A 19,965-nucleotide genomic window follows, 5' to 3' on the forward strand; every position below is an offset into this window, starting at 1 on the left:
TACGGAGCTGACTAATACTAATCGGTCGAGGGCTTATCCAAAAAGGTTAAGGGAAAGTGGTTTGTGGAACAATCGGAATTCAATATGTGGTTTTGAGGGTACGTAAAATGTTATATTTGTGCTTGAAATTTTGACAAAGTTATTGTATAATGATTTGGTCAGCGCAAAGTACAATAAGCGTATCATTATTCCTCGATAGCTCAGTCGGTAGAGCACGCGGCTGTTAACCGCGCTGTCGTAGGTTCAAGTCCTACTCGGGGAGTTTTAGTGGAAGTCCATGGCGACCACTACCTTATTCAGGCCCCATGGTCAAGCGGTTAAGACATCGCCCTTTCACGGCGGTAACACGAGTTCGAATCTCGTTGGGGTCATTTGACCAGTTTAGATACGCCGATGTGGCTCAATTGGCAGAGCAGCTGATTTGTAATCAGCAGGTTATCGGTTCGAGTCCGATCATCGGCTTTTACTGTAAAACAGTAAGCAATGTTAGTGATTATATAGTTCGGACCTTTAGCTCAGTTGGTTAGAGCAACCGGCTCATAACCGGTCGGTCCTGGGTTCGAGTCCCCGAAGGTCCACTCTTCCTAACTAAAGCAGAATGAGAACTATATCATCTAAATAATGGCCCGGTGGCTCAGCTGGTTAGAGCGCCGCCCTGTCACGGCGGAGGTCGACGGTTCGAACCCGTTCCGGGTCGTTTTTCTTTCATATATACGCTGAAAGAGATACCTATTGGGGTCTTAGCTCAGCTGGGAGAGCATCTGCCTTACAAGCAGAGGGTCACAGGTTCGAGCCCTGTAGGCCCCATTTGTTTTATATCTGCATATGGCTTTGTCATATATCAATCTGCGGGTGTGGTGGAATAGGCAGACACAAGGGACTTAAAATCCCTCGGTAGCGATACCGTGCCGGTTCAAGTCCGGCCACCCGCATTTTTTATATTTGCGGCTGTGGTGGAATTGGCAGACACGATGGGTTTAGGTCCCATTGGGAAACCGTGCAGGTTCGAGTCCTGTTAGCCGCATACGTAAGAGTCCTGTGTTTACAGGGCTTTTTTTGTTTCCGGAGGAGCTGCGCGGTTCCAGGGAAACTTATGAGTGCAGCAAACAGACCCGATGGTATCGGGTCCGGCCACTCTTCGCTTTCTGTGATTTTGTAAATTATGTCCTGGCAATAAGCAGACGGACACCCTAAACACATTTTACAAAAATCAGTCGTAGTAGTGTTCCACAACATAGTGAGAGAGCGCATCTATGAAGGCGCCATTTCGCGGCTTCTGTTCCAAATTGAAGCCAAAGACCTGATTTAAGAGGTTCCGGTCTCCATGGGCCCATATGGTGCTGATAATGGTGCGGATATTCCGTTCCACACAGCCAGTGGATGTATGGTATTCCGCAGAAATTTCCACATAAAGTCCTTTGGATATGTAGATTAGCAGTTCCAGATTGGCAATTGCGCGGATGATACCATAAACTGTATAGCGGAACCCCACATAGGAGTTGTTGACGCCGAGGCGCCGGAGCAGGTTACAGGTTTCTCTTTCGTATTTCATGATGATTCCTCCCGATATCAGTTGACTCCTGTAAAGTTAAACCGGGGATGGGGGTTTTATCAAGTAAGACAAGACGACAAAAAACGCTAAATTATGTCGCTAAATGTCGAAGGATTAGCCGGGGAAAATCAGGGGGAAGATAGTAGGGGATAAAGGGAGTAGTGGATATAACTGAGTATAGCAAAAGTAAGGGCTTAAAGCTATCTCTTATGGCAGCAGCGGCCGGCCTTTATATTCTTGTATTTGACCGGAAACAGCAGTATAATATTCTGTAATCGGTAGAAGGAGACCAGGCAAAGGGGGGTAAGCCTATGTTTCTTCTGTTTTTTTCAGTGTGGTTGATTTTAAACGGCAAGGTGACAGCAGAAATCTGCGTATTTGGCGTTGTAATTTCAGCCGCACTTTTTTATTTTATGTGCAGATTCATGGAATACAGCATGAGGAAGGAATTACTGCTCTTCAAACTGATTCCTCTGTTTGTCAGATATTTCTGGGTGCTGGTCAAGGAAATTGTCAGGGCCAATGTGTGTGTACTTAAAATTATCCTTTCGCCGGAGCTGCAGCCGGAGCCTGCCTTTGTATATTTTGAAACAGCTCTCAGAACCGGACTGGCCAAGGTTATGCTGGCTAATTCCATAACCCTGACACCTGGAACCATAACCGTATCAGTGGAGGGAAACCGTTTCTGCGTCCATTGCCTGGACCGGGAACTGGCTGAGGGAATGGAAGAGTCCGTATTTGTGGAACTGCTGGAGGAAATGGAGGCGGAGGAAGAGAGATGGAGGTAATCGAACAGGTGTATGATATTCTTCTGGCCGCGGCCGTCATTGTGCTGGCTCTGTTAATCATTGTCAGTATGGTCCGTTCTGTCCTGGGACCGGGAATTGCGGACCGGATTATTGCTGTTAATATGACAGGGACCATGATTATCATGATTATCGCAATTCTGTCCGTGTATCTGGATGAGAATTATCTGGTGGATGTCTGCCTGATTTATGCCATGCTCAGTTTTCTGGGGGTAGTGGTTCTGTGCAAGGTCTATACAGGCGTTTATCTGCAGCATAAGAAAATGAAAGCAGACTTGGATGCCATTGACGATAATCTGAAACATCAGTCTGAAGGGCAGGAGGACAGGCTGTGTAAAAAGGAGGAGGGAGATATATGACGGTGCAATGGCTAAAATTATCATTATCTGCATCCTTTCTGTTTATCGGTATCCTGTTTATGGTGCTGTCGGTTTTCGGGGTCAACCGCTTTCACAAGGCTCTGAACCGGATGCATGCAGCGGCAATGGGAGATACCCTGGGAATTCTGTTTGTGTTTATCGGTCTGATAGTCATGAGGGGAATTTCCATGGATTCCCTGAAGCTGTTTCTGGTCATCCTGTTTTTCTGGACAGCAGGACCTGTATCGGGCCATATGATTAGCCGGCTGGAGGCAATGACGGACGAGGATTTGGGGGAAATACTTGTAATCGATAAATCCCATCCAAAAGACCCAGATGAAAGCGGGGACAAAGCATGAGAATATTTGAAATTATTTTATTGGTCTGCCTTATTGTGTGTGCGGTATCTGTTGCGTTTGCAAAGGACCTTCTGACCTCCATCATCATTTTTATGTCATACAGCCTGATTATGTGCGTTATCTGGATTCTGCTCCAGTCACCGGATTTAGCCATTACAGAGGCAGCGGTGGGGGCGGGGGTAACGAGTATTCTGTTTTTCATAACCTTGAAGAAAATAAAGGCAATCCGCAGGGAGGAACGGGATGAGCAGGAGAAGGGATGATTATGAAAGAAGCCGGTGGCTGAGGTTCAGAAAATGGGTGGATAAGGGGGCGGACCTCCTTGCAGACGGGATAGAGATTCAGGTTCCGGACCAGGATGCTGTTTTGCCCATGGAGGCTTATACAGAACAGGAGTTCCGGCAGACCAGGGAAAAACAGGAAACGGCAGAGGATAAGGGAAGCCTTTCCCAGGAACGGGGAATCCGCGTCTTCCGCAGGTTTTATCAGGTGATGTCCGTGCTGCTCTGTTTCAGTATTATATTTGTCCTGCTGTGGACCATTGCCTACCTTCCCGTGTTCGGCAATGCGGGCAATCCGGATAATAATGAGGTCTCGTCACGCTATATAACAGAAGGACTCAGAGAGACAGGGGCAGTGAATATGGTGACTGGCATGATTCTGGATTACAGGGCCTTTGATACATTTGGAGAGTCCTGTGTCCTGTTTATAGCTTCCTGCTGTGTGTTTGCTCTTTTGAGGATTGATGCGGCAAACAGGGATAAGGACACAAGAAAGCGCCTGGAGGAGGCCAACGACAGGCTGTTTGAACCAAAAAACGATATCATTCTGCAGAAATGTGCCTGTGTGCTGGTGCCGCTTATCATAATATTCGGCATATATATTGTGCTGAACGGCCATCTGTCGCCGGGAGGAGGGTTCTCCGGAGGAGCGGTCCTGGGGTCCGGACTGATACTTTATCTCAATGCCTTTGGATTTCGGAAAACCGAATGTTTCTTTACGGAAAAGGTGTACCGCAGGACTACCCTTGGAGCGCTCACCTTTTACTGTCTGGCAAAGAGTTATTCGTTTTTCACCGGAGCCAACCATATGGACAGCGGCATTCCTTTGGGCACGCCGGGTACAATACTCAGCAGCGGCCTTATTCTGCCCCTTAACATCTGCGTGGGCCTGGTGGTGGCATGTACCATGTATGCGTTTTATACACTGTTCCGGAAAGGGGGAATGTAGGATGGCAGGTCATTTGCTGCTTAATATAGAGGAAACGGTTTCGGTCATCCTGTTTGGCGTGGGGTTCACCATGCTGCTGCTTCACCGGAACCTGATAAAAAAAATTATGGGAATGAATATCATGGACACGGCAGTCTATTTGTTTCTGGCCGCCAAGGGATACATAAGGGGGCGCATGGTTCCCATTGTGGCGGATGGGATTACCAATACAGAGGCATACATCAATCCGGTTCCCAGCGGACTGGTGCTTACCGGTATCGTTGTTTCTGTCAGCACCACGGCCCTGATGCTGGCCCTGACCATACGGCTGTATGAACGGTATGGGTCCCTGGACCTGGATGAAATCCTGATGCATGCAAAGCAGGAGGAAAAGACATGAGCCTGGTGCAGAATTTCCCGTTCTTTTCCATTATCATAGCCATGTTCTCCGGCATTCTGTCTCTGGCATTGTCAGGAAAACAGGCCAGGAACCTGAGTGTTGCAGCGATTCTTTCGGTAACGGTCATGTCCGGGGCTGTGATGGCATCCTGCATGGGTACGGGAGAGAGCTATACCTATATGATGGGACATTTTCCTGCGCCCTGGGGAAATGAAATCAGGGCAGGGGTGCTGGAGGGGCTTACGGCCATGATGTTCGGCGTAGTGATGCTGCTGTCCGTTATGGGGGGATTGGACCACACTTATGAGGATGTGGAAGGTACAAAGCTGAACCTGTTTTTCATTATGATTGATTTGATGCTCAGTTCCCTGCTGGCTCTTATTTATACGAATGATTTGTTTACAGCGTATGTATTTGTGGAAATTAACACCATTGCCGGGTGCGGACTTATCATGATACGGCAGAAGGGCCGGAGCCTGTCGGCTGCCATCCGCTATATGATTATGAGCCAGCTGGGTTCAGGACTGTTCCTCATAGGTTTAAGCCTGCTCTACGACGTCACGGGCCATCTTCTTATGAGTCCTGCAAAGGCGGCTGTGGCACAGATTGAGGCAGCGGGAGTCTATGGGATTCCCATGCTGGTCATACTGGCTGTTATCAGCGTGGGCCTGGCCATTAAAAGCGGCCTGTATCCGTTTCACTACTGGATTCCGGATACATACGGGTATGCAACGCCTACTGCCAGCGCTGTCCTGTCCGGTCTGGTGTCAAAGGGATATATATTTCTGCTGATTAAGATTTTTTACCGGGTTCTTGGACGGGAAAATGTAATTGCCAGCCAGATTGTGAATGTGCTCTATGTATTCGGTCTGGCGGGGATGATAATGGGGTCTGTCCATGCCATCGCGGAGTCAGATACCAGAAGGATGATAGCCTACTCTTCGGTGGCGCAGATTGGCTATATCTATATGGGAATCGGCCTGGGAACCCAGGCCGGAATGGTGGCGGCCATATTCCATATGTTTACCCACTCAGCCACCAAGGCCCTGCTGTTTATCAGCGCCGTGGGGCTTTATGAGGTGTCAGGCGGCAGGAAGGATTACAGGAGCCTGAGGGGAGCGGGCTACAGGGCGCCTCTGGCGGGCATGGGCTTTGCCGTGGGTTCCCTGTCCATGGTAGGATTTCCCATGCTGGCGGGATTTATTTCCAAGCTGCTGTTTGCCACATCGGCTCTTCAGAGCCCTCATAAGATGATTCCCACATTGATTGCCCTGGCTGTGAGCACTACGCTCAACGCAATATATTTCCTTCGTCTGGTTATCACCTTATATTCCAGAGGAGAGAGAAGCAGCCGGAGGGCGGGAAGCTCATGGAAGCTGCGGGCAGCTGTTTTATGCTTTATACTGCTCAACCTGGCACTGGGGCTCAAGTCCCAGCCAGTGGTCCTGGCCATTGAGAACGGACTTGCCATGTTTGATTAAAAGGAGACGGACTATATGGAAGGAAATGTGATGTTATTGCTGCCAATACTGGTCCCCGTGGTTGTGGGCGCGCTGGTATTGTCCGTGAAAGGACTGAGAAGGGACCGGAGGATTCTCATGGGGATTGTGACCGGTACTTTGGCCGCAGGATGTATCCTTACATTCTGGGCCCTGTATAAGGGAGGACAGCTGGCGGTGTGGCGGCTGTCCCAATCCATTACCATTGGTCTGTCCGTGGATGGGGTTAGCAGGATTTTTGCCGCCCTTACCTGTGTGGTCTGGCTGCTGGCCGGAATATATTCTGTCTCCTATATGGTCCATGAAAAGGACGAGTTCCGTTTTTTCGGATTTTATCTGATTGTGCTGGGAGTTCTCATAGGGCTGGACTTTTCCGCAAACCTGGTGACTCTGTATGTGTTTTTTGAGATGATGACACTGACCTCCCTTCCTCTGGTGCTTCATGAGATGACAAGGGAGGCAGTGATGGCAGGGCTTAAGTATTTGTTTTATTCAGTGGCAGGTGCGTTTCTTGCCCTGTTCGGTATTTTTTTCCTGGCGGGGACAGCCGTTACCCTTACCTTTACCCCGGGAGGCGTGGCATTTAAGGATTCCCTGGCGGGGAATGAGGGGATGCTTCTGGTTTCAGTCTGCTGTGTCCTCATTGGTTTTGGAACAAAGGCCGGCATGTTCCCCATGCACGGCTGGCTTCCAACCGCCCATCCAGTGGCCCCGGCGCCGGCCAGCGCCGTGCTGTCCGGCCTGATAACCAAGGCCGGGGTGCTGGCCATCCTGCGGGTGGTGTATTTTATCGTGGGACCGGACCGGCTTAAGGGAACCTGGGTCCAGGATGTGTGGATGTTCCTTTCCCTGGCAACCGTATTCATGGGGTCCATGCTGGCCTACATGGAACCTGTGCTTAAAAAACGTCTGGCGTATTCAACGGTGAGCCAGGTATCCTATATTCTGTTTGGTCTGGGCCTCATGGTTCCTGCGGGCTTTGTGGGAGCCCTGGCACATGTGGTATTTCATTCCCTTATTAAGAATGCCCTGTTCCTGGCAGCAGGCGCAATCATTGTTCAGACCGGATATACCAGGGTTAAGGATATGGGGGGATTGGGCAGGAGGATGCCTGTCATGATGGGGTGCTACACCGTGGTATCCCTGGCTCTGATAGGCATTCCGCCAGCCAGCGGCTTTGTGAGCAAATGGTATCTGGCCTCCGGCGCATTGTCCTCAGGGCTGGCAGGATGGTCCGTGGCAGGTCCTGCGGTTTTGCTGGTAAGCGCTCTGCTGACAGCGGGATATCTGCTGCCTCTTACCATTAACGGTTTTTTTCCGGCAGTGGAACCAGCGGCGGAAGCAGGGAGGGAATCTGTGGAGGGTGAGCCATATACGGAGACAGCCATGGGCGCAGAGCCTTCCCGGCTCATGCTGGTTCCCATGCTGGCGCTGACAGCAGGAGCCCTTCTTTTCGGATGTTTCCCAGGTCCTCTTCTGTCTGCGCTGGAATCCATAGCGGCAGCGGTTCTTTAAGGGAGGAAAGGATATGAACAGTATGGTATTGGCAGTTCCTGCCCTTCTTCCCATAGGAGGGGGAATACTGCTTCTGATAGTCAGACATTTTCCCATGAAGGCTGAAAGCAGTAAGGATGGCGCCTACCGCAGGCTGGAGTTCCTGACAGGAGGCATTACCCTGGCAAACAGTTTGATGGTAGGGTGGCTTATTGCTGCAAAGTCAGGCACAGGGGAACAGGCAGTGCTGTTCCGTCTTTACGGGGATTTGAAGGTCATGTTCTGCCTGGACGGCCTGGGGAGTGTCTTTGCAGGGCTGATTGCCCTTCTGTGGCCTCTTGCGGTGCTGTATTCTTTTGAGTATATGAGGCATGAGGAGCGCAGGACCTCTTTTTTTGCATACTATCTCATGACATACGGCGTGACCGTGGGAATCGCTTTTTCCGGTAATCTGATGACGCTGTACCTGTTTTATGAGCTGCTGACCCTTGTAACCTTTCCGCTGGTGCTTCATCCCATGACCAGGGAGGCTGCCAGGGCCAGCAGGAAATATCTGTACTATGCCATTGGAGGAGCTGCCTTTGCATTTATTGGAATCATTTTCGTGCTGAGCTATTCTGCATCCGGTAATACGCAGTTCATGCCCGGGGGCGTGCTGGACCTGACAGCGGTCCGGGAGAGAAGAGGTACGCTGCTTTTGGTGTATGTGCTGGCTTTTTTCGGGTTTGGTGTGAAGGCAGCCCTGTTTCCCTGCCATGGATGGCTTCCCGAGGCAACCGTCGCCCCCACGCCGGTGACGGCGCTGCTTCATGCGGTGGCAGTGGTGAAGTCCGGTGCATTTGCTGTTATACGGCTTACTTATTTTAGCTTTGGAACGCAATTTCTAAGGGGTACCTGGGCCCATATGGCGGTCATGGCCGCAGTGATGGTGACCATTGTGTTCGGCTCTACCATGGCTGTAAAGGAAATACACTGGAAGCGGCGGCTGGCCTATTCCACAATCAGCAATCTGTCCTACATCCTTCTGGGAACCGTAATGATGAGCCCGCTGGGACTGGCCGCGGCCCTGAGCCACATGGTGTTCCATGCTTTCATGAAGATATGCTCCTTTTTCTGCGCCGGCTGTGTGATGCATCAGTCCGGCAGGACCTATGTATATGAGCTGGACGGGCTGGGACGGTACATGCCTGTGACATTCGGATGTCTGACTGTGGCCAGCTTTTCACTGGCTGGAATACCTCCGTTTGCGGGATTCGTCAGCAAATGGAACATAGCCCAGGCAGCCTTTGGCTGCGGGGCGGACCTGGCAGCTGCCGGCAGCAGCGGGAAATGGCTTGCTTATGCAGGGGCGGGTGTGCTTCTGTATTCTGCGTTCATGACAGCGGTGTATATGTTTACGGTGTTGGTCAGGGCCTATTTTCCTAAGGCGGACGGGCCGGAACAGACCCCAAAGTTTGAAAGCGCATTACAGGAAATACGGGACCCTGGCTGGATGATGCTGGCGCCTCTGGTCATATTTGCTGCGGCAATCATCGGGCTGGGCCTGTACTCAGGGCCGGTGATGGAGATATTTACAGAGATAGGGAGGATGGCGGGATGATTGAGACAATGGACCTGGTGCTCCCGGGAATCTGCGGCCTGGGAATCCATTTTCGGCTGGATGGGTTCCGTCTGGTCTATGTACTGATTGCGGTTATCATGTGGACCTGCTGCGGGCTGTTTTCTAAGGAGTATATGGAGCATTACAGGAACCGGAGAACGTACTATGCTTTTTTCTGGATTACATTCCTGGCCACGGCGGGCGTGTTTTTGTCTGCGGATTTATACTCTGTCTTTATATTCTTTGAAATCATGTCCTTTACCTCCTATGTGTGGGTGGCGTTTGACGGCAGGAGGGAGAGCCTGAGGGCTGCGAACACGTATCTGGCGGTTGCGGTAATAGGCGGTCTGGTGATGCTGATGGGATTATTCCTGCTCCATGACCTGTTAGGGACACTGGAAATGGATGCTCTGGAACAGGCTGTTAAAATAGCCGGGGACACAGGGAATCAATGGAGGCTGTATGGGGCCGGAGGAATGCTTTTGTTTGGGTTTGGAGCAAAGGCAGGATGTTTCCCGCTTCATATCTGGCTTCCCAAGGCCCATCCGGTGGCCCCTGCTCCGGCCAGTGCCCTGCTCTCCGGTATACTGACAAAGGCAGGGGTATTTGGCGTCATTGCTGTCTCCTGCGGTATCTTTGGTTCGGACGGGGCCTGGGGGCTTCTGGTTACTGCTCTGGGGCTGGCGACCATGTTCCTGGGAGCGTTGCTGGCGCTTTTTTCCGTTAACCTGAAACGGACGCTGGCCTGTTCCTCTGTGTCCCAGATTGGTTTTATCTTTACCGGGATTGGGATGTCCTGCCTGCTGAGGGCAGCTGGGCGGGATGATTTCCTGGCTGTCAGGGGCGCATTCCTGCACATGGTAAACCATTCCCTTTTAAAGCTGGTACTGTTTTTGAGCGCAGGCGCTGTATTCATGAACCTGCATCAGCTGAATCTCAATGATATCAGGGGATTCGGAAGGAAAAAGCCCTGTCTGTGCTTCTGTTTTCTGATGGGAGCCCTGGGAATCAGCGGAATCCCTTTTGGAAATGGATATGTGAGCAAGACCCTGCTGCATGAGGGAATCCTGGAATATATAGAGGCTGTAAGGGAAGGGGCAGCGGTCCCGATGACATCAGCAGGCCCATGGGAATGGCCCGCGGTACGGTATATACTGACTGAACCGGGAATATGGAAGGCAGCTGAGTGGCTGTTCCTTATCACGGGAGGCATGACCCTGGCCTATATGGCCAAGCTGTTTGTGGCGCTGTTCGTGGAGCGGCATCCCACCAGGCAGAAAGAATTTGATGATATGAAGGGAAGCTATATGGGCCGCATAAGCCGGCTGGCGCTGGTGGTTCCGTCTGCTGCCCTGCCGGTCTTGGGGCTGGTCCCCCATATTTTTATGGATTACCTGGCGGACCTGGGACAGGGATTTTTCCATGCAGACATACCGGTGCATCTGGTGTCCTATTTTTCCAGGGGGAATCTGAAGGGAGCAATGATATCCATTGGCATCGGTCTGGCGCTGTACGGTGCGGGGGTCAGGGGATTTCTTATGAAGCGTGAAAATGGAGTGAACGCAACCAGGGATTATGTGGACCGCTGGCCGGCATGGCTGGATTTGGAAGAGCTGGTGTACCGCCCTGTGATTCAGACTTTGCTTCCTGCTGTGTGCGGCGCTGTATGCAGGGCCGCGGACCGATATCTGCTGTCCACAATGGTTGCGGTGCTGCTGGCCGTGTCTGCGGTGGTCTGCCGGGCAATGGACTGTCTGGGGGACAGCCTTATCCGGCTGGCCAGAAAAACCACTCACAGGCAGAGGGATGGAAGCAGGAGAGAGCAGGGCGGGGACAGGATTGCCGTTGTGCTGGGAAGGACCATAGACAGGCTGGGGTCCCTGGAACGGCTGGCTCCCGGAAGGAGCCAGCGGCGCAGGGAATCTGTGATACCAGGGCTGATGAAGGCCGAGGAAGAAGTTAAACGCACCGGACGGCTGGTGGAGGAGAGCTTTTCCTTTGGACTGATGCTTTTCTGTATTGGGCTGTGCCTGACACTGGGGTATTTACTGGTTGTGTTTTTTAGGGGATGAACACCCCAGTATCCGTATGGTCATAACATAACTGCGGCTGTCTCCCGGGCAGAGGTGCTGTATGTGGTGTCTGTGGGAGAGCTGGTCGTCCTCATTCTCATAGATGCCGGAGCCGTTCCAGGGTTCCACGCAGAGATAGGGGGCCGGTTTCGGATACAGGGTCCAGAAGGCAACGGTTTCAAAGCCTGGGAATCCCACCTCCACGCCGCGGCCGGTGGCGGGATTGAGGATGGATACCTTCCGTGAATTTAGTTTGTCAAAGAACAGGGCATCATGTTTAAACATTTCCCGGTTTAAGGGGAGGCTGCTGCCCTTCAGCGGAATGCCTGGTTTGGAAGGCGCAAAGTGCAGCTGCTCCAAATCATAGGGAATACTGACCGTATCTTCTTCTTGTTCAAATTCCAGCCAGTAATCCTCAAATGCAAATCCTTCCTCCATGGGGCAGTTAAATCCCGGATGAGCCCCAATAGCATACCACATGGCGCGCCGGTCTTTATTTTTTACCTGATATTCCATGGAAAGCATGCCGTCCTTCAGTTCATATGTCAGGGAAAGACAGAAGGCGTAGGGGTATACACGGTGTGTGTCAGGAGTGTCCTCCATGGTGAAAACTGCTTTTGCCGGAGAGACTTGTGACACATCAAAGTCATGTTCACGGCAGAAGCCGTGTTTCTCAATGGCGTATATGCGGTCTTCCAGGATAGTCCTGTCGTTCCGGCAGTTGCCTACCACGGGAAACAGGAGGGGGGAGCATTTGCCCCAGTATTCCGGGTGGCGCTGCCAGATATATTCATGGCCGGAAACATCCTTCAGGGAAATGAGCTGGGCTCCTGTGGAGTCTATGACAGCCGCTGTCTTGGAATCCTTGATTGTAATCAGCATGGTGTATTCCTCTTTTCTTTTTGTTATTTATGGCAGAACTGTTTTGCACCGGAGTATGTTTGAAAAACCTAGAGCCCGTGTTCGTGTCAGGCGTCTTCCTGCTTTGGGCTGTAGGGGGCGCAGCTTTCCCTGTTAGCCAGATAGAAGGGAAGGTTCATTTTGATGGGCAGCTTATGGCCTTCCTCAATCCGGTCAATGAGGATTTTTGCTGTCATCTGTCCCATTTCTTCCACCGGTATATGGATGGTGGTAAGCATGGGCGAGAGATACTGGGCCGTGTCTATGTCGTCGATGCTGATGACGGACAGGTCGTCAGGAATCACCAGCCCGGCTTCCTTGATGGCTCTCATGGCTCCGATGGCCGTATTGTCATTGCAGCAGAATACGGCAGTTATATCTGTCCTGCGGGACAGAAGTTCCTTGGCCCCCTTGTATCCTCCCTCGGAGGAAAGGGGAACATTGACGATGTGGGATTTTGCCGGGCGCAGATTGTGGGCGCTCAGGGCCGCGCAGTAGCCGGTGTACCTGTCCTCAAACTGTGTTTCTCCGATAAAGGCAATTCTTGTATGGCCCAGGCCGATGAGGGTATTCATGGCAGCAAGGCTGGCCTGGTATCCGTCGCAGATTATCTGGTCGTATTTGGCCTCCAGCAGATTGAGCCCGGTGTAGGCCACGCAGTTAAAGTATTTCTTTAAAAAGCTCAGGGTCTGTTTGTCGCACCGCCCCAGGACCACCACGCCGTCCACATGATTATCTGTGATGAGCCGGAATGTATTGGGATGGTGTATGTCGATGGCAGTGAAGGAGTATTTTAACACGTAGTTGTGCTTGAACGCTTCCTTCTCAATGCTGCGGGCCAGCGTGGAGAAAAACAGGTCTGAGTTGGAGTCCTCAGCTCTTGCATACAGGCAGGCAATGGACCGGGTGGGAGAGTCGGCCGCTTTTGCAGCCCCTGTTTTCAGACTGCGGGCCGTGGCATTTGGGGTATAGCCGGTGCGCCGGACTATTTCCCAGATGCGGTCCTGGACTTCCTTGCTGGCAACATTGGTGCTGTTTTTGTTTATGACCCGGGAGACGGTGGAGATGGATACCCCTGCTTCCCGGGCGATTTCTTTTAATGTCATGGCAACCCTCCTTTTCTGGGGTTTTTCAAGCAAATTTCTGAATCTGTTTACTTTAAGTATACAAAAAAAGGCCTGGGATTACTATAAAATAATACACAAACGTTTGCGTAAAAAACTGTGGACGAAAGTGGAGGAAAACCGTGGATAAAGGCTGGTATATCAACGGTTTTTTGAGATTCTCCGGTACGCAAACGTTTGGTTTGAATTGCCTTGCCTTGGCATAGTCATATTGCTATAATGACTTTGCAAGTTGGGTGATAAATAGTCAAAAATAGACGTAACACGGTTGCTCCGTATTATTTTAGCGGTATAAATGTTAATCATTTAACAAAAACAAGGAAAAAAATATGCAACTTTCATAAGAGGGTAAAGGCGGCTGTTTATTACGCAAAGCATGTAGCAAAAATAAGAGAACCATTTGGGGACAGGAGGTCAAACGTTATGAGAAAATCATTAGTAAAGACATTGGCAGTGACAATGGCAGCAGTTATGTGTGCCGGGATGGCAGCAGGCTGCGGAGCAGGTTCCGAAACCAAGAAGGCGGATACACAGACACAGGCGTCGGGAGCAGGAGACAGTAAGGCAGCGGACAAGAGCTATGAGCTGACCGTGTCGGGTATAGGAGGCAGCCTTAATTATCTGCCCATCTATATTGCGGAGCAGGAAGGCTGGTTTAAGGAAAAGGGACTGGATATTGAGGAAGTGCTGTTTACCAACGGGCCGGTACAGATGGAATCCCTTTCATCCGACGGCTGGGATATTGGCTGCACCGGAGTGGGCGGCGTGTTTGCAGGTGTTCTGGGATACGATGCGCTGGTTCTTGGCTCCAGCAATACGGACGACGGAACACAGTATGTATTTGCCAGAAATGATTCGGATATTGTAAAGGCGGGCAAGGGACACAGCAGCCTGAGCGATGAGATTTACGGGGATGCGGACAGCTGGAAGGGAAAATCCATCCTGTGCAATACCGGCAGTGTTACACAGTATGTGCTGATTAAGGTACTGGAAGGCTTCGGGCTTACGGTTGACGACGTAAACTTTATCGCCATGGACCCGGCCACAGCTTACAGCGCATTTCTGGCAGGCGAGGGAGACGTGTGTGTGCTGACCGGGTCGGGCGGTACCTTTAAGATGCTGGCTGAGTCTGATAAGTATACGCCTGTCGCCAGCGGCCCCATGGCTGATTCCGGACTGATGTGCAGCTTTGTGGCTAATAAGAACAGTTATGCTGACCCGGATAAGTACGAGGCTATGAAGGTGTTCATGGAAGTATACTTTAATACCCTGGACTGGATGAAGGAAAACAAGGAAAAGGCCATTGACTACTGCGTGGACATGAACGATGAAAACGGAAGCTCCATGGACAGGGAAACCACTGCCAAGTATCTGGAGGCTGATACATATTACACCCTGCAGGAGGCATGCGATATGCTGAATAACAAGGCAGAGGGTTCCGACAATACAGTTATGGACCAGAGACTTCTGGACGTGCTTGATTTCTTTATCAGCGTGGGCAATTACAAGGAAGGCGACCAGGAGAGATTCGTGGGACATACGGATGGAAAGCTGTTAAATGAGGTACTGACTGAAACCGCAAATTAAAAAGGAGCTGAGATACCGATATGGCAACTGGAAATGAGAAATTAGAGGCTGGCCTTTTGGAGTGGAAAAAGCAGAAATCAAAGGAAGGCCTGAATTACGCCCTGTTAAGCGCGGCAGGAATCATCACTCTGCTGGCCGTGTGGCAGCTGGTAGTAAGCGTGGGTCTTGTGAATGAGAGGATGCTTCCGGCACCCACCCAGATTTTTGAGACCCTGATGTATAAGTTTGCGAATAAGGCCCCGGACGGCAACGTCCTGTGGGTGAATATACTGGCCAGCCTCCAGGTTGCCTTATCCGGTTTCCTGGCAGCCATCATAATCGGCGTTCCGCTGGGACTGGTCATGGGCTGGTGGACCTATGCGGACCGTTTTATCCGCCCCATCTTTGAGCTGGTGAGGCCGGTTCCCCCCATTGCCTGGATACCCTTGGTAGTGGTGTGGATGGGAATCGGCCTGAAGGCAAAGGCGCTCATCATCTTTTTTACCGCCTTTGTGCCCTGTGTCATCAATTCCTACACAGGCATAAAGCTGACCAACAAGACTCTGATTAATGTATCCAGGACCTTTGGGGCCTCCAACGCGGAGATATTCTGGAAAGTGGGTGTACCTTCCTCCCTTCCCATGGTATTTGCCGGAATCCGCGTGGCATTGGGAAATTCCTGGTCCACCCTGGTGGCGGCAGAGATGCTGGCAGCCAGCGCCGGACTGGGATACATGATTCAGATTGGCCGTACAGTGGCCCGCCCGGATATTGTAATCGTGGGTATGGTGGTGATTGGCGCCATCGGAGCCATTCTTTCAGGATTTTTGTCCAGGGCAGAAAAATATTTCCTGCGCTGGAAGGTAAACAGGTAGGAGGGAGTAAGGAATATGGATGTAGCAAGCAAACAGCAGAAAACATTGAGAAACGTCCTGTACTACGGCCTGCCTGTATTGGCAATCCTGATGATTGCCGTGGGATGGGTCCTGTTCTCGGACAGCCACCCGGAGCTGATGCCTGCCCCGGCTGATGTGTGGGCGCGTTTTGTGAAGACTTTTACCAAACCCATCGCAAAGACTTCCCTGGCAGGCCATGCATGGGCCAGCTTAAGGCGTGTGCTGATGGCGCTTCTTATTGCATGGGCTTTTGGTATTTCCTTTGGCATTCTCATTGGATGGAACAGGAAATGCAAGGCGTTTTTCGGCAGTATATTTGAGGTTATCCGTCCCATACCGCCCATTGCCTGGATTCCCATTGTAATCATGTGGTTCGGCATCGGTGAATTCCCAAAGGTGCTGCTGGTATTTATCGGAACCTTTGTGCCTCTGGTCATCAACACTTCCACGGGAATTGAGATGGTGGATAAAATCAATTTGGATGTAGGCCATGTATTTGGCGGAAACAACAGGCAGATACTGACGGATATCGTTATCCCCACTGCCCTGCCCTCCATCTTTGCGGGAATCCGCACCTCGGTCAGCTCAGGCTGGACAACGGTACTGGCGGCCGAGATGTTAGGCGCCCAGAAAGGACTGGGAGCACTGGTGACCAGAGGCTGGCAGGGAAGCGATATGGCCCTGGTACTTGTCTCTGTCATAACCATTGCAATCATTGGCGCCCTTTTGTCACTGGGGCTTCAAAAACTTGAGAAGGTGGTGTGCCCGTGGAACAACTAAACAGACGAATGGAGATAAAAGGAATATCCAAGACATTTTTCAGTGAGAAGGGATATTTTACAGCCATAAAAGATGTGAGCTTTGATGTGAATGACGGCGAGTTTCTGGTTATACTGGGACCGGGGCGGTGCGGCAAGACCGTGCTGCTCAATATCATTGCGGGACTGGAGCAGCAGACCGGGGGAAAGATTGTGTACAATGGCAGGGAGTGGAAGGGCGTGAACCCGGAAATCAGCATGGTATTCCAGAAGCTGGCCCTGATGCCCTTTAAGACGGTTATGGAAAATGTGGAGCTGGGCCTTAAATTCCGGGGAATGTCCAGGGGACAACGCAGAGAGATTGCACAGCATTACATAGAGCTGGTGGGCCTTAAGGGATTTGAGAAATCCTATCCCACCCAGCTGTCAGGTGGCATGAAACAGAGGGTGGGGATTGCCAGGGCTTATGCGGCGGACCCCAAGCTGTTAATCATGGACGAACCCTTTGGGCAGCTGGACGCCCAGACACGGTATCAGATGCAGGAGGAAATCCTTAGAATCTGGGAAAAGGAAAAGCGCACCGTCATATTTGTCACCAACAATATAGAGGAAGCCTGCTATCTGGGAGACAGAATCATCCTGCTCAGCGACTGCCCGGCCACTGTGAAGGAAGTATATCCCATCAGCATTCCCAGGCCAAGGGATATGGTAAGCGAGGAGTTCTTAAAACTGCGTACGGTTATTTCCGACAACACTGATTTAGCAATTTAATGGTATAGGAGGACAAAAATGCCTGAAAGAGAGGACACCCGGCCCGTTAAAGTTGAGGTCAGGAATCTTACAAAGCGCTTCGGCGACCTGCTGGTGCTGGACAATATGTCATTTAACATCCGTAAAGGCGAGTTCGTGTGTGTCGTAGGGCCCACAGGCTGCGGAAAGACCACATTTTTAAACTGTCTTACCAGGATTCACATGCCCAGTGAGGGCGACTTGTATATAGACGGGGTCCCTGCGGACCCGCGCAAGCATAACATTTCCTTTGTGTTCCAGGAGCCCAGCGCCCTTCCGTGGCTGACCGTGGAGGAGAACCTGGCCTATGGGCTTAAGATTAAGAGAATCCCCAAGGCTGAAATCGACCGCAGGGTGGACCAGATACTGGACCTGATGGGACTTCAGGAGTTCAGGAAGGCGTATCCGGGGGAGCTGTCCGTGTCAGCGGAGCAGAGAATCATCATCGGACGTTCCTTTGCCATGCAGCCGGACCTGCTGCTGATGGATGAGCCTTACGGACAGATGGATGTTAAGATGCGTTTTTATCTGGAGGATGAGGTCATACGCCTGTGGAAGGAGCTGGGGAGCACGGTGGTGTTCATCACCCACAACATAGAGGAAGCCGTGTATCTGGCGGAGCGTGTGCTGATTCTCAGCAACAAACCGGCCAAAATCAAGGAGGAAGTGAGAATTGACCTGCCAAGGCCCAGAGATATCACATCCTCCAGGTTTATCGAGTACCGCAACTATATAACAGACAAGATTAAATGGTGGTAGAAATATGGAATCAGGACGATTAAATGGAAAGACAGCCATTGTTACAGGCGGGGCCAGAGGCATTGGGTTTGGGATTGCTTCCAGATATGCCCGCGAGGGAGCCAGGGTGGTCATAGCGGATGTGCTGGAGGAAGAGGGTAGGAAGGCTGCCATGGACATAGGCCATATGGCGGAGTTTTATCAGATTAATCTGCGGGACAGAGCGCAGATATTTTCCATGGCGGATTATGTACATGAAAAATACGGACATATTGATGTGCTGGTAAACTGCGCCGGCGTGGCCCGTCCATGTCCCACGCTCAAACTGTCGGAGGAAGTGCTGGATGAGGTAATCGACATCAATATGAAGGCGCCGCTGTTCTGCTGTCAGGCAGTGGGGGCTTATATGAGACGGGACGGGGGAGGAAGCATTGTCAATATCTCCTCCGGCAATACCAGAATGATTAACGTGGGCCGGGTGCCCTATGGCATTACAAAGGGAGCGGTGAATCTGCTGACAGAGCAGCTGGGCGCAGAATGGGCCATGTACAACATTAAGGTGAATGCCATTGCACCGGGCTGGATTCGGACAGAGATGGTTGAAAGACCCCTTAAATCCGGAATATTGGATGAGAAGGCCATATTGTCTGTGTCGCCCATCGGGCGTTTCGGAAAGGCCGAGGAGATTGCCGGCCTGGCCTGTTTTCTGGCCAGTAAAGAATCAGATTACATTGTGGGGCAGGTGATATTTGCTGACGGAGGCTGGTCTCTGGGCATCATGCCCAATGCGCTTGATTATATCAGAGAAAATGAGGAGGATTGAAATCATGAAGGTATTATGTCTGCCGGAGCCAGGAAACCTGGTGTTAAAGGATATGCCCATGCCCGAACTCAGGGAGGGGCAGGCAATCATAAAGATGGAAATGTGCGGAATCTGCGGTTCGGATGTGACTGCTTACAGGGGAGTAAATCCCACCATGCGCTATCCCATTAACGGACTGGGCCATGAGGGAGTGGGCGTTATCCAGGAAATCGGGGAAAATGACAAGGGCTTAAAGCCGGGTGACCGTGTGGCCCTGGAACCCTATGTCCCCTGCAATAAGTGCCACATGTGCGCGGCAGGGCGTTTTAACAACTGCGCGGACCTCCATGTGTGCGGCGTTCATAAGGACGGTATGATGTCCCAGTATTTCCTTCACCCGGTACAGCTTTTATATAAGCTTCCCGATGAACTGACCTTCACCCATGCAGCCCTGGTGGAACCCCTGACCATCGGTCTTCACGGGGCAACCAGGGCCAGGGTGTCAAAGGGAGAGCACTGCGTTGTGTTCGGCGCAGGAATCATCGGCCTTATGGCTGCATTTGCCTGCATCAACTACGGAGCAACCCCTATTCTGGTGGATGTGCTGCAAAAGCGCCTGGATTATGCAAAGGAGCTGGGAGTACCCTGCACCTTCAATTCCACGGACAAACATGTGGAGGAATATCTGCGGGAGGTGACCGGCGGCAAGCTGCCTGAGGCCATGATTGATTGTACGGGTGCTCCTGTGATTCTGGAGAACATGCACAATTACGTGTGCCACGGGGGGAGGATTGCCCTGGTGGGATGGCCTCATGACCCGGTGCGGATTAACACGGTACGCCTGATGCAGAAGGAAATTGATGTGTGCCCGTCCAGAAATTCCAATGCAAAATTCCCGGAGGCCATTGGTCTGGTCAACCAGGGAAAGGTGCCTACGGACGCCATTATCACAAAAATCATTGAGCTGGACCAGGTGGAGGATACCATAAAGGATATGATTCAGTCTCCGTCCGATTATCTGAAAGTTATCGTGAACATCTGA

General features: G+C 51.4%; 20 protein-coding genes and 8 tRNA genes. 25 read left to right on the forward strand and 3 right to left on the reverse strand.

Annotated features, from left to right (window positions below; all coding sequences use genetic code 11):
- The first annotated feature begins 189 nt into the window (after positions 1-189).
- From FGS84_RS26730 to FGS84_RS26765, 8 genes are all read left to right on the forward strand, one after another.
- A tRNA-Asn gene (locus tag FGS84_RS26730) sits at positions 190-262 on the forward strand.
- Between the two features lie 37 nt (positions 263-299).
- Positions 300-371 (forward strand) — tRNA-Glu (locus FGS84_RS26735).
- An 18-nt stretch (positions 372-389) separates the two neighbouring features.
- A tRNA-Thr gene (locus FGS84_RS26740) sits at positions 390-462 on the forward strand.
- A 42-nt stretch (positions 463-504) separates the two neighbouring features.
- Positions 505-578 (forward strand) — tRNA-Ile (locus FGS84_RS26745).
- Between the two features lie 45 nt (positions 579-623).
- Positions 624-697 (forward strand) — tRNA-Asp (locus FGS84_RS26750).
- Between the two features lie 37 nt (positions 698-734).
- A tRNA-Val gene (locus tag FGS84_RS26755) sits at positions 735-807 on the forward strand.
- A 41-nt stretch (positions 808-848) separates the two neighbouring features.
- Positions 849-932 (forward strand) — tRNA-Leu (locus FGS84_RS26760).
- Positions 933-944: 12 nt separating this feature from the next.
- Positions 945-1,024: transfer RNA gene (locus FGS84_RS26765), tRNA-Leu, on the forward strand.
- A gap of 186 nt (positions 1,025-1,210) precedes the next feature.
- On the opposite strand, the gene FGS84_RS26770 is transcribed toward FGS84_RS26765, so the two are convergent.
- On the reverse strand, positions 1,211-1,552 hold the full coding sequence (locus FGS84_RS26770; protein ID WP_138311267.1) for a sporulation initiation factor Spo0A C-terminal domain-containing protein: 342 nt from the start codon (positions 1,550-1,552) through the stop codon (positions 1,211-1,213).
- A 311-nt stretch (positions 1,553-1,863) separates the two neighbouring features.
- On the opposite strand from FGS84_RS26770, the gene FGS84_RS26775 reads away from it, so the two are divergent.
- The 10 genes from FGS84_RS26775 to FGS84_RS26820 are packed head-to-tail and all read left to right on the forward strand — an operon-like array spanning position 1,864 to position 11,350.
- The gene (locus FGS84_RS26775; protein WP_138311268.1) at positions 1,864-2,340 is read left to right on the forward strand and encodes a Na+/H+ antiporter subunit E; all 477 of its coding nucleotides are present in this window, start codon (positions 1,864-1,866) and stop codon (positions 2,338-2,340) included.
- On the forward strand, positions 2,331-2,717 hold the full coding sequence (locus tag FGS84_RS26780; RefSeq protein ID WP_138311269.1) for a monovalent cation/H+ antiporter complex subunit F: 387 nt from the start codon (positions 2,331-2,333) through the stop codon (positions 2,715-2,717). The genes FGS84_RS26775 and FGS84_RS26780 overlap by 10 nt, the downstream gene beginning before the upstream one ends.
- Positions 2,714-3,076, forward strand: a complete 363-nt coding sequence (locus tag FGS84_RS26785) for a monovalent cation/H(+) antiporter subunit G (protein WP_138311270.1) — start codon at positions 2,714-2,716, stop codon at positions 3,074-3,076. The genes FGS84_RS26780 and FGS84_RS26785 overlap by 4 nt, the downstream gene beginning before the upstream one ends.
- Entirely contained in the window at positions 3,073-3,339 is a 267-nt protein-coding gene (locus tag FGS84_RS26790) for a hydrogenase subunit MbhD domain-containing protein (protein ID WP_138311271.1), read from the forward strand. The genes FGS84_RS26785 and FGS84_RS26790 overlap by 4 nt, the downstream gene beginning before the upstream one ends.
- The gene (gene mbhE / locus FGS84_RS26795) at positions 3,320-4,306 is read left to right on the forward strand and encodes a hydrogen gas-evolving membrane-bound hydrogenase subunit E (RefSeq protein ID WP_138311272.1); all 987 of its coding nucleotides are present in this window, start codon (positions 3,320-3,322) and stop codon (positions 4,304-4,306) included. Before FGS84_RS26790 ends, mbhE begins: the two co-directional genes overlap by 20 nt.
- Position 4,307: 1 nt before the next feature.
- Entirely contained in the window at positions 4,308-4,685 is a 378-nt protein-coding gene (locus FGS84_RS26800) for a cation:proton antiporter subunit C (RefSeq protein ID WP_138311273.1), read from the forward strand.
- A complete protein-coding gene (locus tag FGS84_RS26805; protein WP_138311274.1) occupies positions 4,682-6,166 on the forward strand; it encodes a proton-conducting transporter membrane subunit in 1,485 nt (494 codons plus the stop codon). The genes FGS84_RS26800 and FGS84_RS26805 overlap by 4 nt, the downstream gene beginning before the upstream one ends.
- Positions 6,167-6,181: 15 nt before the next feature.
- The gene (locus tag FGS84_RS26810; protein ID WP_138311275.1) at positions 6,182-7,699 is read left to right on the forward strand and encodes a proton-conducting transporter membrane subunit; all 1,518 of its coding nucleotides are present in this window, start codon (positions 6,182-6,184) and stop codon (positions 7,697-7,699) included.
- A 13-nt stretch (positions 7,700-7,712) separates the two neighbouring features.
- Positions 7,713-9,278 (forward strand): proton-conducting transporter membrane subunit, encoded by a 1,566-nt coding sequence (locus FGS84_RS26815; protein ID WP_138311276.1) that lies wholly within the window; start codon positions 7,713-7,715, stop codon positions 9,276-9,278.
- A complete protein-coding gene (locus FGS84_RS26820) occupies positions 9,275-11,350 on the forward strand; it encodes a complex I subunit 5 family protein (protein WP_138311277.1) in 2,076 nt (691 codons plus the stop codon). Before FGS84_RS26815 ends, FGS84_RS26820 begins: the two co-directional genes overlap by 4 nt.
- Here the strand turns inward: FGS84_RS26820 and FGS84_RS26825 are convergent.
- Positions 11,324-12,232: an aldose 1-epimerase family protein gene (locus FGS84_RS26825; protein WP_138311278.1), complete on the reverse strand. Its 909-nt coding sequence runs from the start codon at positions 12,230-12,232 to the stop codon at positions 11,324-11,326. The genes FGS84_RS26820 and FGS84_RS26825 overlap by 27 nt on opposite strands.
- Positions 12,233-12,318: 86 nt before the next feature.
- Positions 12,319-13,356, reverse strand: coding sequence for a LacI family DNA-binding transcriptional regulator (locus FGS84_RS26830; RefSeq protein ID WP_138311279.1), 1,038 nt, complete (start codon positions 13,354-13,356; stop codon positions 12,319-12,321).
- A gap of 441 nt (positions 13,357-13,797) precedes the next feature.
- Here FGS84_RS26830 and FGS84_RS26835 point away from each other — a divergent pair, with 441 nt between their 5' ends.
- Genes FGS84_RS26835 through FGS84_RS26865 form a run of 7 tightly spaced genes read left to right on the forward strand, consistent with a single transcriptional unit; the run spans position 13,798 to position 19,965 of the window.
- Complete coding sequence (locus FGS84_RS26835) at positions 13,798-14,961, forward strand: ABC transporter substrate-binding protein (protein ID WP_138311280.1); 1,164 nt, start codon at positions 13,798-13,800, stop codon at positions 14,959-14,961.
- Between the two features lie 20 nt (positions 14,962-14,981).
- Positions 14,982-15,815 (forward strand): ABC transporter permease, encoded by an 834-nt coding sequence (locus FGS84_RS26840; protein ID WP_002591232.1) that lies wholly within the window; start codon positions 14,982-14,984, stop codon positions 15,813-15,815.
- Between the two features lie 15 nt (positions 15,816-15,830).
- Complete coding sequence (locus tag FGS84_RS26845; RefSeq protein WP_138311281.1) at positions 15,831-16,616, forward strand: ABC transporter permease; 786 nt, start codon at positions 15,831-15,833, stop codon at positions 16,614-16,616.
- An 8-nt stretch (positions 16,617-16,624) separates the two neighbouring features.
- Positions 16,625-17,365, forward strand: coding sequence for an ABC transporter ATP-binding protein (locus FGS84_RS26850; protein WP_207740017.1), 741 nt, complete (start codon positions 16,625-16,627; stop codon positions 17,363-17,365).
- An 18-nt stretch (positions 17,366-17,383) separates the two neighbouring features.
- Positions 17,384-18,142 carry an ABC transporter ATP-binding protein gene (locus FGS84_RS26855; protein ID WP_138311283.1) on the forward strand — a complete coding sequence of 253 codons (759 nt, stop codon included), beginning with the start codon at positions 17,384-17,386 and terminating at the stop codon, positions 18,140-18,142.
- A gap of 4 nt (positions 18,143-18,146) precedes the next feature.
- Positions 18,147-18,944, forward strand: a complete 798-nt coding sequence (locus FGS84_RS26860; protein ID WP_138311284.1) for an SDR family oxidoreductase — start codon at positions 18,147-18,149, stop codon at positions 18,942-18,944.
- 4 nt (positions 18,945-18,948) lie between these two features.
- Complete coding sequence (locus FGS84_RS26865; RefSeq protein WP_138311285.1) at positions 18,949-19,965, forward strand: alcohol dehydrogenase catalytic domain-containing protein; 1,017 nt, start codon at positions 18,949-18,951, stop codon at positions 19,963-19,965.

Source organism: Clostridium sp. 1001271st1 H5, assembly GCF_005845215.1.
GTDB lineage: Bacteria > Bacillota > Clostridia > Lachnospirales > Lachnospiraceae > Enterocloster.